The organism is Enterobacter sp. UCD-UG_FMILLET, assembly GCF_000762975.1.
Taxonomy (GTDB): Bacteria; Pseudomonadota; Gammaproteobacteria; order Enterobacterales; family Enterobacteriaceae; genus Enterobacter; species Enterobacter dykesii.
This window is the reverse complement of record NZ_JRJC01000001.1, coordinates 1-14987: the sequence shown is the minus strand read 5'-3', so window position 1 is coordinate 14987 and position 14987 is coordinate 1. Positions and strand designations below refer to the sequence as shown.

General features: G+C 61.6%; 9 protein-coding genes and 1 pseudogene. 9 read left to right on the top strand and 1 reads right to left on the bottom strand.

The window, feature by feature from the left end:
• The first annotated feature begins 24 nt into the window (after positions 1-24).
• Positions 25-975, top strand: a complete 951-nt coding sequence (locus LA04_RS00040) for a LacI family DNA-binding transcriptional regulator (RefSeq protein ID WP_047649987.1) — start codon at positions 25-27, stop codon at positions 973-975.
• Between the two features lie 26 nt (positions 976-1001).
• Here LA04_RS00040 and LA04_RS00035 read toward each other — a convergent pair whose 3' ends face one another.
• Positions 1002-1298: a YicS family protein gene (locus LA04_RS00035; RefSeq protein WP_047649986.1), complete on the bottom strand. Its 297-nt coding sequence runs from the start codon at positions 1296-1298 to the stop codon at positions 1002-1004.
• A gap of 142 nt (positions 1299-1440) precedes the next feature.
• Here LA04_RS00035 and LA04_RS00030 point away from each other — a divergent pair, with 142 nt between their 5' ends.
• The 8 genes and pseudogenes from LA04_RS00030 to LA04_RS25170 form a co-directional block, all read left to right on the top strand.
• Positions 1441-1860, top strand: a complete 420-nt coding sequence (locus LA04_RS00030) for a GNAT family N-acetyltransferase (RefSeq protein WP_047649985.1) — start codon at positions 1441-1443, stop codon at positions 1858-1860.
• A 147-nt stretch (positions 1861-2007) separates the two neighbouring features.
• Positions 2008-2808 carry a lipoprotein NlpA gene (nlpA, locus tag LA04_RS00025; protein WP_047649984.1) on the top strand — a complete coding sequence of 267 codons (801 nt, stop codon included), beginning with the start codon at positions 2008-2010 and terminating at the stop codon, positions 2806-2808.
• Positions 2809-2930: 122 nt separating this feature from the next.
• Complete coding sequence (locus tag LA04_RS00020; protein ID WP_047649983.1) at positions 2931-3710, top strand: MBL fold metallo-hydrolase; 780 nt, start codon at positions 2931-2933, stop codon at positions 3708-3710.
• 26 nt (positions 3711-3736) lie between these two features.
• Positions 3737-4690, top strand: coding sequence for a GlxA family transcriptional regulator (locus LA04_RS00015; protein ID WP_047649982.1), 954 nt, complete (start codon positions 3737-3739; stop codon positions 4688-4690).
• 182 nt (positions 4691-4872) lie between these two features.
• Positions 4873-6570 (top strand): ShlB/FhaC/HecB family hemolysin secretion/activation protein, encoded by a 1698-nt coding sequence (locus tag LA04_RS00010; RefSeq protein WP_052119504.1) that lies wholly within the window; start codon positions 4873-4875, stop codon positions 6568-6570.
• 14 nt (positions 6571-6584) lie between these two features.
• A pseudogene (locus LA04_RS25180) lies at positions 6585-7547 on the top strand (filamentous hemagglutinin N-terminal domain-containing protein); the annotation flags it as partial.
• 15 nt (positions 7548-7562) lie between these two features.
• Positions 7563-9692 (top strand): beta strand repeat-containing protein, encoded by a 2130-nt coding sequence (locus LA04_RS25175; protein WP_442854763.1) that lies wholly within the window; start codon positions 7563-7565, stop codon positions 9690-9692.
• Positions 9619-14987: beta strand repeat-containing protein (locus LA04_RS25170; RefSeq protein WP_442854762.1), on the top strand; the 5369-nt coding region annotated here is incomplete at its 3' end. The genes LA04_RS25175 and LA04_RS25170, both read left to right, overlap by 74 nt.

Below are 14987 nucleotides of genomic sequence, written 5' to 3'. Positions count from 1 at the left end.
AGGTAAGCCTGCCAGGGGAAAGAGATGTCGACAATCAATGATGTATCACGTCTTGCCGGGGTGTCTAAAGCCACGGTATCGCGAGTGTTGAGTGGGTCGCGTGGCGTAAAGGAAGCCAGCCGTCAGGCCGTACTAAAAGCGGTGGATGAGCTGAACTACCGGCCTAACGTGATTGCCCAGTCGCTGCTGAGCCAGTCGACGGGGTGTATCGGGGTCATTTGCGCGCAGGAAAATATTAACCAGACCACCGGTTATCTCTACGCGCTGGAAAAACAGCTCAGCCAGCATCAAAAACACCTCCTGCTGCGCTTCGCGCACAGCAAAGCGGAAGTGATGCACGCCCTTGAAGAACTCTCCTGCGGGCTTTGCGATGACATCCTGGTGATTGGCGCCCGTTTCCCGCTGGACGTGGAGATGGATAACGTTATTCTGGTGGACTGCATGGAGTCTGATAACGCCAACAGCATTCAGTTCGATCACGCCTTTGCCGCCGAAACCGCCTGTAACTACCTTACCAGCCAGGGGCGTCGGCAGATTGCGCTGATCCACCCTCACGGCAGCGGTTTTGCCGACCAGGTGCTTCTCGGCTACAAGCATGCGCTGGAGAAAAATTTCCTGCCCTTCAATCGCAACCTTGTCTTTATGGACGCGACCTCCTCGTCCGTTGCGCTGCAGGAGCTGCTTAATAACGCCAGCACCCTGAACTTCAACGCGCTGCTGGTGGCGGACGAGCAGGAAGCCCAGCGGGTGATCCCGCAGCTGCAGGCGTTTAACAAATCGGTGCCGGACGACATCATGGTCTTCAGCCTTGCCGGATCGCTGCACCTGCCGGGTATTCCGGTGATCCCGGCGATTGAATATTCCATGGACGCGATGGCGGCGCGCATTGTGAGCTGGCTGACGGAGAAAACGCAGATGCTCGGGTCCTATGTTCTGCGCGGGGATCTCATCATTCCGGATATGCGGAAGCGCTGAAAAAAGCGTGAAGCCCGGCTTCACGCTTAATAATCCTCCATACAATCCACCTGACCAATCGCCCCCCAGTAGGCATCCAGGTTGTCGCGCTTCACGGCGGTAATGGCATTTTTGATCAGCAGCTGATTGGCCTCGGACGATAAAATCATCGCCTGCCAGGCTTTATCGCTCTGCTTTTTCTGTGGCGTGCAGGTTTTCTTAATATCTTTAAGGACCTGCTGCTTTATTTGCGCCTCTTTCGCAGGGTCATCCTTTTCCTGAGCATGGACAAACGCGGCGAAGAGCAGACAAACCAGCAGGCAGACCAGGTGCGCAGCTTTCATCAACAACCCCCTTTCGAAGTCACAGGCTTCCCATGAAATATATCGTTACATTCAGTGTAGCGACGCCAGCCGAAAGTATGAATTTTCTCCAGGAGATCTGTGTGAGATAGTGAAGCGGCACAGATAACAAGGAGATAAAAATATGCACCTGAGCATTACTCATGCGGTTACGGCGCAGGAAAAAGAAGAGTTACTCGTCGGTCTGAGAGCCTTTAACGGACAGTTTATCGATCTGGCGAACTTTAGCGGCGACATTGGCGTTTACGTGCGGGACGATAAAGGCGCCATGCTCGGCGGGCTAATTGGGGTGCGTAAAGGCGACTGGCTGAATATCGACTTTCTTTGGGTGAGCGACGCCGTGCGTGGATCCGGCGTGGGCAGCCAGCTCATCAAAGCGGCCGAAGAGGAAGCCCGACGCAAAGGCTGCAAGCATGCGCTGGTCGACACCGCCAGCTTCCAGGCGCGCCCGTTCTATGAAAAACAGGGGTACCAGCTGCAGATGTCTTTGCAGGATTATCCGTACCCGGGCATGCAGCGACATTACCTGGCGAAAGCCCTTTAAGCCCTGAATCTGTCGGCCGGGTAAGCGCTGCGCCACCCGGCAATACTCGCATATAACCGATCCTTCTTATTGATTCTTTTTCGGTTTTTATTTCACCGCTTCGTTGTCGATATAGTCACTACAACATTCAGCAAAAGGAACTGTCTTGTGAAACGTCGATTGGGTGCTCTGGTACTTGCTGGCCTGCTGCTGGCAGGGTGCGATCAAAGTGGCAGCGATGCCAAACACATTAAAGTGGGCGTCATCAACGGCGCTGAACAGGACGTAGCGGAAGTCGCCAAAAAGGTGGCAAAAGAGAAATATGGCCTGGACGTAGAGCTGGTCGGCTTCAGCGGTTCGCTGTTGCCTAACGATGCGACTAACCAGGGGGAACTGGATGCCAACGTCTTCCAGCATCGTCCGTTCCTTGCAGAAGATAACAAGGCGCATGGCTACAAGCTGGTGGCCGTGGCGAACACCTTCGTTTTCCCGATGGCCGGTTATTCCCGCAAAATCAAATCCGTCTCTGACCTGAAGGACGGGGCAACCATTGCCATTCCAAACGACCCGACCAACCTTGGCCGCGCGCTATTGCTGCTGCAAAAGGAGAAGCTCATTACCCTGAAGCCGGGCACCGGGCTGCTGCCGACGGCGCTGGATATTACCGCCAACCCTAGGCAGCTGAAAATTATGGAGCTGGAAGGGGCACAGCTGCCGCGCGTGCTGGACGACCCGAAAGTGGATGTCGCCATCATCAGTACCACCTATATTCAGCAAACCGGGCTGTCGCCGGTGCATGACAGCGTCTTTATTGAAGACAAAAACTCGCCGTACGTGAACATCGTGGTGACGCGCGAAGACAACAAGGACGCGGAGAACGTGAAGGAATTTATCCAGTCGTATCAATCGCCTGAGGTAGCGAAAGCGGCGGAGACGATCTTTAACGGCGGGGCGGTGCCGGGCTGGTAAACGATCTGACGGAAAACGGGTTGCTTAAATTGGCCCGATTCCATCGGTAATCGCCCTTTAACCCACAGCGTCAGCTGCGACCGCTGGCTATCCTCCTTATCACACCAACCGGAGGATAGCCCATGAACATTACCCACATTCGCAACGCCACCCAGCTGATTACCTACGCCGGAAAACGTCTTTTAATCGACCCGATGCTGGCCCCGAAGGGGGCTTATCCGGGCTTTCCCGGCACGGCGTATGCCGAACGCCGTAACCCGACGGTCGAACTCCCCGTTGACGTCAATACGCTGCTGGACGCCGACGCGGTGATCGTCACTCATACCCATGACGATCACTGGGATCGCGCCGCGGCGGAACTGATCGCCAAAGACAAACCGATCTACGTGCAAAACGACCGGGACGCCGCGCTGCTGCGCAGCCAGGGATTCAGCAACCTGACGGTCATGACCGACGCGACCTTCTTCGGCGATATTCAGATTGCGAAAACCCACGGCGGGCAGCACGGCACCGATCGCGCTTACGCCGTGCCGGAGCTGGCGGAGCGGCTGGGCGAGGCCTGCGGCGTGGTGCTGCGTCATCCCGATGAGAAGACGCTTTATCTTGCCGGGGATACCGTCTGGCGTGACGAAGTAGCGGCCGATCTGCAAAAGCACCAGCCGGACGTGGTGGTACTGAACGCTGGCTATGCACACGTCATTGGTTTTGGGCCCATTATTATGGGGCAGGAGGATGTGCTTAACGTTCATTTCCTGCTGCCGCAGGCCAACATTGTGGCGAGCCATATGGAGGCGATTAACCACTGCCTGTTGACCCGCAGCGCGCTGCGTGAGTACGTTGAAGCCAATCAGGTGAGTGACGCGGTGAGCATTCCCCAGGATGGCGAAACCGTTATATTCTGAGCGTCTAAAAGGGAAAGGAGAGACAGATGTCGCTAATCAACGTCGCGATTGTCGCGGTAGACGGGTTCAGCCCGTTCCACTACTCCGTTCCCTGCATTCTGTTTGGCGATTCGGTCTCCGGCGAAAAGCGCTTTAACGTGACGATTTGCGCCGAAACGCCGGGGTTCCTCACCTCAAAAGACGGATTTGCCCTCAACGCCACGCAGGATTTCACCGCTATGGGTCAGGCCGATATTGTCGTCGTTCCCTACTGGCAGCACGTCCTTGAACGACCGCCCCAGGCGCTGCTCGACAGCCTGGTGCAGGCAAGAGACAACGGTGCGGAAATCGTCGGGCTGTGTCTGGGGTCGTTTGTTCTTGCCTGGGCGGGGCTCCTCGACGGCAAACGTGCGGCCACCCACTGGGAGTTCGAACGTCAATTTCAGTCGCTCTTCCCGCGCGTTCAGCTGGATATTAATGCCCTTTACGTGGATGACGGCAATATCATCACCTCTGCCGGTACCGCGGCTGCGCTGGACTGCTGCCTGTATATCATTCGCCAGCGTTTTGGGAGCGTGGTCGCCAACCAGATTGCCCGTCGGATGATTGTTCCGCCCCACCGCGAGGGCGGTCAGTCGCAGTTCATCGCCCAGCCGGTACCCAAAGATACCCGCGACGGACGCATTAACTGCCTGATTGACTACCTACAGCAGCACATCACCGAACCGCATAGCCTGGACTCGCTGGCAGAGGTGGTTTCGATGAGCCGCCGCACCCTGACCCGGCATTTTATTAAAGCCACGGGGATGAGCGTCGCCGACTGGCTTACCGCCGAACGCCTGCGGCGCAGCCAGATCCTGCTTGAGGCCGGAAATATGCCGATTGAGCGCGTGGCTGAACTCGTGGGATTTAATTCCCCCGTCACCTGGCGACAGCAGTTTAAGGCGCGTTTTGGGGTCAGTCCGGCGGAGTGGAGAAAAACGTTTCGTCTCCACAGCTAGTGTATTACGGCTAACTCAAGATTTAAGGGTGAGTTAAACCATTTCTTATTTTCTCTTAATATCTTTCTCACCTTTCCGAAAGAACCATTAATTTTAGGGGCCCTAATGCAAATTAGATATACTCGCTTTAAGAATACTCTTATATTACAAAAGTAATCATTGCGGACATTTTTGTGGCATGGATGAATAGCTCCGAAATAAAAAATAGAATAGTTTCATTTGTGAATTATACTGTTGCTATATTATTAATTGCGCTTTTTTCAGCGAGTGTGAATGCTGCCCCCTTGTCGCCAGCCGATCGCGACGCTATTCAGCAGCAACAGCAGCAGCTTTTATTACAGAACCAGCAACAGCGCGAAGAGCTGGAGCGGAGTATTCCTCGCCCCGCGCCTGCCAGGCCTCTGCCTGCAACCGGCTCCGGGCCCTGTTTCACCATTAATACCATTACCCTTTCCGGTGCGACCTTAATCTCCCCGAAAACCCGTCAGACCCTTGTCGCACCGTGGCAGGGCCGGTGTCTGGATATGGCGAAAATAACGGAACTTCTCGCCCATATTTCTGACTGGTATATCAGCCGGGGATATATCACCAGCCGCGCCTTTCTCACCGAGCAGGATCTCTCCGGCGGTCAGCTGAATATTGTTGTGCTGGAAGGCAGACTGGAAGCAATTCGTCTGGAAGGCGAAACGCCGCGCATGCTGAAAATGGCATTTCCGGGACGGGTGGGCGGCATCCTTAATTTACGCGACATTGAACAGGGCATGGAGCAAATTAACCGTTTGCGTACCGACCCGGTGCAGATTGAAATTCTGCCGGGAACGCAGGCCGGATATTCCATCGTTAATCTCACGGCAAAACCGGAATTTCCCTTAAGTGTATCCGTAAGCCTGGATAATAGCGGGCAGAAGAGCACCGGCGAAGATCAGCTGAGTGGCGTGCTCACCGCCAATAATATGCTGGGGCTGGCGGATAAATGGTTTGTCAGCGGCGGGCGCAGCAGCGATTTTGCCAGCGCGTACGATGCGCAGAATTTCCAGGCGGGCGTCAGCGTGCCGTTCGGCTACGGCCTGCTGGATTACAGCTACGCCTGGAGTAACTACCGGACCACCATCAGTAACCAGGGGTTCAACTGGCTCTCCACGGGCGATACTAAAACCCACCGCCTTAACGCGTCCTGGGTGGTGTTCCGCAACGGGGATGTGAAAACCGGCATTGCGGCAGGCGTGGTTCAGCGCTCCAGCCGCAACTGGCTCAACGACGCGCCGCTTCAGAGCAGCACGCGCAACCTCTCCAGCCTGGCCCTCGGGATTACCCACACGCAAAAAATGCTGGGCGGCGTGGCGACCTTCAACCCGACCTGGAGCCACGGCATGCCGTGGTTCAGTGCCGAAACCGACGAAAATAAATCCGGGGATATGCCGCGCGCGGAATTCCGCAAATGGAGCCTGAACGCCAGCTTCCAGCGTCCTGTCGCCCGCAACGCGTGGTGGCTGACCAGCGCCTACGGCCAGTGGTCGCCCGACCGGCTGTACGGCTCCGAGCGCCTGACGCTCGGCGGCGAAAGCTCCGTGCGCGGTTTTAAAGAGCAGTACCTGTCCGGGGATAACGGCGGCTACTGGCGTAACGAGCTGGGGTATTCCCTCTTCACCCTCCCGGTGATTGGCGCGGTAAGCGCAACGGTCGCCGTTGACGGCGGCTGGCTGGAAAAAGACCGTCAGGACCGCTTTGCCTCCGGCACGCTGTGGGGCGGTTCGGTGGGGCTGAGCAGCGCAGGGCGCGGGTACAGCAGCCAGATTTCGGTCGGCACGCCTCTGCACTACCCCGACTGGCTCGGCCCGGATCATGTGAGCGTTAACTGGCGCATTGCCTTCATGCTTTAAGAGACTCTACGACTATGGATACCCGTCACCCACCCGTTCGTTTCTCGCAGCGTCTGATCAGCTGGATTGTCTGCGGCCTGATGGTCTGGCAGCCGGTGGCACCCGCCGTCGCGGCGGCGCTTACGCCGACCGGGCAGACCACGGTCGATCGGGCGGGGAACGGGGTGCCGGTCGTCAACATCGCCACGCCCAACGGGGCGGGTATCTCGCATAACCAGTTCGGTGAGTATAACGTCGGCAACGAGGGGCTTATCCTCAATAACGGCACGGACCGTTTAACCCGGACCCAGCTGGGCGGGCTTATCCAGAACAACCCCAACCTGCAGGCCGGGCGGGAAGCGAAAGGTATCATCAACGAAGTCACGGGCGCCAGCCGCTCGCAGCTGCAGGGCTACACGGAAGTCGCCGGTAAGGCAGCAAACGTTATGGTGGCCAACCCGTACGGGATCACCTGTAACGGATGCGGATTTATCAACACCCCGAACGTCACCCTGACCACGGGGAAACCGCAGTTCGACGCCAGCGGTAACCTGCTGGCGCTGGAGGTGACGAAAGGTGCCATCACGGTTGAAGGCCAGGGGCTGGACGCCAGTAAAAGCGACGCGCTGTCGATTATTGCGCGCGCAACGGAAGTGAACGCCGCAATACATGCGAACGACCTGACGGTAACGGCAGGGGCGAACCGCGTGGGCGCAGACGGCAGCGTCAGGCCGATTGCCGGTGAGGGCGCCGCGCCCGTGGTGGCGGTGGATACCAGCGCGCTCGGCGGGATGTATGCCAACCGTATCCGCCTGGTCTCCAGCGAGGCGGGCGTGGGGGTGAACCTCGGCAACCTCACCGCGCGCCAGGGCGACATTCAGCTGGATGCGGGCGGCAGACTGACGGTCAGGAACAGCCTGGCCAGCGGCTCGATTCGCGCGAATGGCGCGGGAGTGACCCTCAGCGGCAGCCATCAGGCCGGTGGCGCGCTGAACGTGGCCAGCTCGCAGGATATGGAGCTCAGTAACAGCACGCTCGCCAGCCAGGGCGATATGCGCCTTTCTGCGGCGGGGAAAGTGCAGATGACCGGTGGCGGGACAAACAGCGCGGGCGCGCTGGCGGTCAGCAGCGGGCAGGCGATGACGCTCAGCAATACCTCCCTTATCTCCCGCGGCGCGGCGACGCTGGACAGTCAGGACACTCTGACCGTCAACGGCGGCGGCGTGTCGGCACAGGGCGGGGCGCTGACCGTCACGAGCAAACAGGGAATGGCGCTTGCGGATGCAACGCTGACGGGCCAGGGCGACACCACGCTGTCCACCGGCGGCAGCCTGACGCAGCGCGGCGGCAGCGTCACCAGCAAGGGTGCGCTCAGCGTGGCGGCCGGGAAGGATATCACCCTGACGAATACCCGCAGCGGAAGCGATACCCGCGCGACGCTGACCGGCGGCGGCACGCTGTCCTCCACGGGCAGTGCGGTCTCGGCAGGAGAGAGCCTGGCGCTGAGCGGCGGGCAGCTGGTGCTGGACGGCCAGAGCCGGGCCGATGCCGCGGCAGATATCCGCCTGACGGGCAGCACCGTCAGTAACCAGGGGCAGGTGAATGCGGGGCGCGACATTGCGCTCTCCGGCGACAGGGTGTCCAGCAGCGGCCTGCTGGCGGCGAAAGGCCGCCTTGACGTGAACGGCGGAGAGCTGACGAATGACGGCACGGCGCAGGGCAGCGACGTCACCCTGAAGGGACAGACGGTGACCAACAACGGCACCCTGCAGAGCGCCGGCAACCTGGCGCTGAGCGCCGGAACCCTTGAGCAGCGGGGCACGCTGAGCGCGAAAGGTGATGCGACCGTCACGGCGCAGCAGACCCTGCGTAACGGCGGCAGCCTGCTGGCTGACGGCGCGATGGACGTGACCGCAGGCAACCTTGAACAAAACGGCACCCTGTCCGGCGCCACGGCGCTGACGGCGCAGGCCGGCACCCTGACCAGCGGTCAGGCGTCCCGCACGACCAGCCAGGGCAATATACAGATTACCGCGACCCGCAGCGCCAGCCTGAACGGGCAGACGGACGCGGCGGGGGCGGTCACCGTCAGCGCCGGCGACCTGACCACCGGCCGGGATGCGCACCTGCAGAGCGGGCAGGGGCTCACCCTGCAGGCGCAGAATGCCGCGCTGAACGGCACGCAGGCGGCGAAAGGCGCCCTGTCGGTGACGGCGGGCACGATTACGCACGCCGGGAAATCCACCGGTGACGCGCTGAGCTTTAACGCGTCCGGCGATCTGACCAGCGGCGGCGAGCTCACCGCCGCTACCCTCAGCCTCAGCGGAAATAACATCCTCCAGTCCGGCGCCGCAAAAGCGGACCGCATGACCCTGACGGCCCCCGGGCGCATCACCAGCAGCGGCTCGCTGGTTGCCGGTACGCTGGCGCTGGACGCTGCCTCGGTGGAGAACGGCGGGCTGCTGCAGGGGACCACCCTGCTCGGCCTGAAGACCGGGTCACTGACGAACCTCGCGGGCGGGTCGGTCTACAGCGCGCAGGATTTAACGCTGAATATCCCGGCGCTGGCCAACGGCGGGCTTATCACCACCGACGGCACGCTGCGCATTAAAGGCGACACGCTGACAAACCAGGGCGAAATCAACGGCGTCAGCCTGAGCGGTGAGTACCTCAGCCTGACCAACACCGATACCGGACGCCTGCTGGCGGACGACCGGCTCACCCTGAACGGCACTGCGTTTACTAACGCGGGCAGTATTGCCGCCGGCGACCTGCACATCACGGCGGACAGCCTGCAGAACCAGGGTACCGTTGAGGGGGACACGGCCCTGACGCTTGGCGTGGCAGACCTCACTAACCGCGGCGCGCTGCGCAGCGGCGGAACGCTGACGCTTAACGGTGAAACGCTGGCTAACAGCGGCGAGCTCAGCGCCACCGCGCTGCTGCTGAACCTGACCCACCGGGCCAGCAACGAGGCCGGCGGTCGGGTGATTGCCCGGGACGGCCTGACGCTGACCGCCGCTGAACTTACAAACAGCGGGCTGATGGCCGGTCGCCACCGGCGAGTGGATGAACACCGGCAACGCGCTGGGGGAAGCGGGCGTGACGGCGGCGGTGACCGGCGCGCTGACCAACAGCGGTAAGGTGCTCAGCCAGCAGGCGCTGGACGTTCAGGCCGGCAATACCGATAACCGGGGCCAGCTGCTGGCGAAAGTGCTGACCCTGCGGGGCGACCTGCAGAACAGCGGCCTGCTTCAGGGCAGCAGCACGCTGGCCTGGTCCGGGAATACCTTCACGAACCAGACTCAGGGGCAGGTGACGGGCGGCGGGACCCTGACGCTCAGCGGACAAACGCTGAGCAACGCGGGCAGCCTGCAGGGGCGCAGCGCGACGCTTGACGCCGGGAGTCTGAATAACCAGGGCAGCGTTCAGGCGCTGGATGCCCTGACGCTTGCCGCGACCGGCAGGCTGGATAACACCGGCGCCCTGCTCAGCCAGAACCTGTTCACGCTGACGGCGGCGCAGCTGTTTAACGACGGCCAGCTGGCCGGGAAAGCCCTCACGGTGAAGGCTGCGCAGCTGAACAACACCGGGATTCTTCAGGGCAACGACACGCTGGCGCTGACCACCCGCGCCCTGAGCAACGGCGCCACCGGGCAGCTGATTAGCGGCAGTTCTCTGGACCTGTCCCTCGACACGCTCGATAACGCCGGCCTGCTGCTGGTGAACGGCGGGTTCACCCTGCGGGGCAGCGACCTGACGAACCGGGGCGATATTCAGGCGCAGGACCTGGATTTGGGCCTGGGCAACGCCCTGACCAGTACCGGGAACATCGTGGCCACCGGCGATGCCGCGCTTCACGCGACGACGCTGACCAGCAGCGGCACGGTGGCGGGCAGAACGCTGACCGCAGGCGCGACGGAGCTGCGCAACAGCGGCCTGATGCAGGGCAGCAGCGCGGTTAACGCCGCCGCTGACCGCTTTATCAACGAACTGAACGGTAAATGGCTCTCCGGCGGCGGCTTCACGCTGACGGGCGGAGAGCTGAGGAACGCCGGTACGCTGCAGGGGGCGACGCTGGACATGACCGGCACCACCCTCACCAACAGCGGCACGGTGAACGGGCAGACGGGGCTCAGCGGCACGCTCGGCGGGGCGTTAGCCAATACCGGGCTGCTGCAGAGCGGCGGCGCGACCGCCTTCACCGCGGACACCCTGGCGAACCCGGGGCGCATCACCGGCGGCACGCTGTCCCTCACTGCCCGCGAGATGAACAACGGCGGGCTGATGCAGGGAGCGAACGGCCTGGCGCTCACCGGGACCACGCTGACCACGGGTGCGGCCTCGCGCACCCTCTCCGGCGGTATGCTGACGCTGGATGCAGGCCAGCTGGCCACCCAGGGCACGCTGCAGGGGAACGGCGCGGACATCCGCGCCAGCGACTGGACGCACGGCGGGTCCCTGCTCAGCCAGGGAACGCTGACGGCCACGACCGGCGGCACGCTGACCTCAGCCGGCTCGCTGATGAGCCAGGGGCGTGCGGATATCACCGCGCAGACGCTGGATAACCGCGGGCAGCTCCTCAGCGAGAGCGATATGACGCTCGGCGGCAGCACGCTTAAAAACAGCGGCACCGTGCAGGGGAACACCCTCGCGCTGCGCCAGGACAGCATTAACAACCAGGGCACCCTGACCGGCCTGCAGAGCCTGACCGTTCAGGGGCAGCAGCGGCTGATGGCGCGTATGGCGATGGCCGCGCCGCAGCAGGAACTCATTAACGGCGCAGGCGGTAAGCTGCTTACCCAGGGCACCCTGACGATTGCGTCCGGCGCGGTGACCAACGCCGGCAGCTGGCAGGCGCAGAACATCCTGCTTAACGCCCGATCGCTCAGCAACAGCGGCGCGGTGCAGAGCGCCGACGGGCTGCAGATGACGCTGGCCGACACGCTCACCGGAACCACGGGCAGTAAGATTACCGCGCTGGGCAGCGCCACGCTGCAGGCCGCGACGCTGGCGAACCAGGGGCAGTGGGCGGCGAAAAACCTGACGCTGACCGGCGGCACGCTCAGCAACAGCGGCGCCATCAGCGGGGTGAATGGCCTGACCCTCAGCCAGACCGGCGCGGTCAGCCAGCAGTCTGGCGGCACCCTGCTGTCCGGCGGGGCGCTGAACGTCACGGCGGCCTCCGTCACCAGCGACGGCAAAATGCAGGGGAGCACGCTTGGCATCACCACCGGGGCGCTCACCAACGGCGGACGCCTGCAGGGCGATAACGGCGCGACGCTGGCCCTCAGCGGGACGCTGACCAACAGCAGCGGAGGCGAAATCGTCAGCCGCGATGGCCTGACGCTGACCACGCCCGCGCTGTTTAACTACGGCCTGATTCAGGGCGGCGGCGAGACGCGCGTGACCGCCTCCTCACAGGCGCGTAACGACGGCAGGCTGCTGTCCGGCGCGCGCCTGACGCTCGGCACGCCGCAGTTCACCGGCACCGGCTGGCTGCAGGCCACCGACCTGATACTCAATGCGGCAAACGCCACTAACGGCGGCACGTGGGTGGCCGACCGGGCCACGCTGACCGGCACCACCTTTGCCAGCCGGGGCACCACCCAGGCGGGACAGCTGACGGTTAACTACGGCCAGCTGAACAACAGCGGCACGCTGCTCGGCAACGCGCAGCTGAACATTAATGCCGACCAGGTGACCCAGAGCGCGGGCGGTAAGCTGCTGAGCGGCGGCAATCTGTGGCTGCAGAGCCGGGGGCTGGACCTTACCGGCCAGCTGGTCTCCCTGGGGGACTTAACGCTGCAGCTGACGAACGCGTTTACCAGCCGGACCGCCGTGGCGGCAGGCCGAACCCTGACCATCAGCAGCGGCGGCGACATCGATAACCGCAGCGTGCTGCAGGGGCAGGCGGTTAACCTCAGCGCGGGCGGGCAGCTCAGCAACAGCGGACAAATCACCACCGGCGGCGGCACGAGTACGCTCTCCGGCAGCAGCGTGGCGCTGAACGCCGCGGGCTCGGTGCAGGGCGGGGGCGACATTACCGTTGCCAGCCGGAGCAATATTACCGTCGACGGCTTCACCGGCACGCGCGGCTCGCTGACCCTCAGCGCACCGGGCGCCATCGTCAACACCGCGCTGCTGTACGCGGCGAATAACCTGGCGCTGTTTGCCGACAGCATCACCAACCGGCGCGGCGACATCATGGCGGGGAACAACCTGTGGATGCAGCGGGATGCGGCGGGGAATGCCAACAGCCAGGTGGTGAACACGTCGGGGAATATTGAGACGCAGAATGGCGATATTGCGATCAGAACGGGGCATTTGCTGAACCAAAGGGATGGTCTGGTGGTGCTTAACAGCAAAACCGAAAACCTGATGGAGCAGGTCAAGTGGTTGAAGGACGGCTATGCGGATATCCCTCTTTCTGAGCTGATCGCGGGAACCGATTATGGCTATATCGTCATGGAATCCTGCAGCGGCGGTGGCAGTCCAGGGCACGGAGCTGGTCCTACATGCAGGGATATAGCTACTCCGATGCCGATGAAAAACAGTCCGGCGAAAGAGATTGCGATTTTACGAACGACACAAACTGTGTCCGCAAATGGTGGAGCAGGACGGATTAGTTCAGCCCAGGGGATGGTCATTCAGGCGGGACAACTGGAAAATAATGCCAGTACAATGCTTGCCGCGAAAGATATGTTCCTTTCTGGTACGACTCTGCAAAATCAGTCATGGACTGATGGTACGGTGACGCGTTACAGGACATATGTTGCCGACCGTGAGCAATATAATCGTAAAGCAAATCCCTCCGCGTCGGTAGACGCAGATGTTTATAAGAAGACCCCCATTCACTATGTTGCACAGGGTGATGATCGGGACGAAGGATCCGGAGGAACAGTATATCGTTCTGTCATCCAGGCGGGCGGTAACGTTACCGCAAACTTCACCAGCAACATCAGCAACACCAGTACCACCGCTAACGCGGGCGGCGTCAGCAACGTTATCTCCACGCCGTCCCTGAACACCCTCAGCAACCAGACTGTCGGCAGCGGGGTGCAAAAACAGGGGCTGAACACGACCGGCACCGTGGCGGTGAACTCGCCGCAGTGGAACGACCAGCTCCAGGGTGCGCTGCAGCAGCTTAACGGCGGCGGTGCGCTGGAAAACGGCGGCGCGTCCGGCACGCCTCTCAGCAACATTGGCACCACGCAGAAAGGCAACGCGAACCTCGGCCAGCTGGGCGCGCTGGCGAACGCCGGAGTCACCACCGCCGATCTCCGAACCGCTCAGGGCGGAGCCGTCGGGCATTACCAGGGACAGCGCGTCGATACCAGCGCTTACCCGCTGCCGTCGGGCAACAACGGCTATTTCGTCTTTTCCGATAACCCGAAAAGCCCGTACCTGATCGGCATCAACCCAAAACTGAACGGTCTCGGACAGCTTGATCCCGCCCTGTTTGCCGACCTGAACGCGATGCTCGGGATCAAACCGTCGTCCACGGCGCCGCAGGAGACGCGGCTGGCGTTTACCGACGAGAAGCAGTTCCTCGGCTCGTCCTATATGCTGGGGCGCCTCAACCTGAACCCGGATTACGATTACCGCTTCCTCGGCGATGCGGCGTTCGATACCCGCTATGTCTCCAACGTGGTACTCAACCAGACCGGTAATCGCTACCTGAACGGCATCGGATCCGACCTTGATCAGATGCGCTACCTGATGGACAACGCGGCGGCGGCGCAACAGTCGCTGGGCCTGCAGTTTGGCGTCTCGCTGACCGCCGATCAGATTGCCGCGCTCGACCACAGCCTGCTGTGGTGGGAGAAAGCCACCGTCAACGGCGAAACGGTGATGGTGCCGAAACTCTACCTGTCGCCGAAGGACGTCACCGTCAATAACGGCAGCGTGATCGCGGGCAACAACGTCACCCTGAAGGGAGGCAGCATCACCAACAGCGGCAGCTCGCTGCTGGCGAAAAACAGCCTGACGCTCGACAGCCAGAACAGCATCAGCAACCTCAGCAACGGCCTGATGAAAGCGGGCGGCGACCTTAACCTGAGCGCCATAGGCGATATCAATAACATCAGCTCCACCATCAGCGGCAAAACGGTCGCGCTGGAGAGCCTGGACGGCAGCATCAACAACCTGACCCAGGTTGAGCAGATTGATATCAACGCCGGAGGGAAGTACGGCAACATCGGCCTGAAGGACACGATTCTTGGCAACACGGCGTCCATTACCGCGCAGGATGGTCTGTCGCTTGAGGCGGGTAAAAACATCACCGTTACCGGGGCGAACCTGGCCTCCGGCGGCGATATGCTGCTGAACGCGTGGGGCGATATTGCCGTCAACGCGAATCAGATCAACGACGCATTCAGCTCCAGCCGTGCGAAAACCAGCCGCTCGTCCGTCACGTATCAGGGCAGTAACCTCAC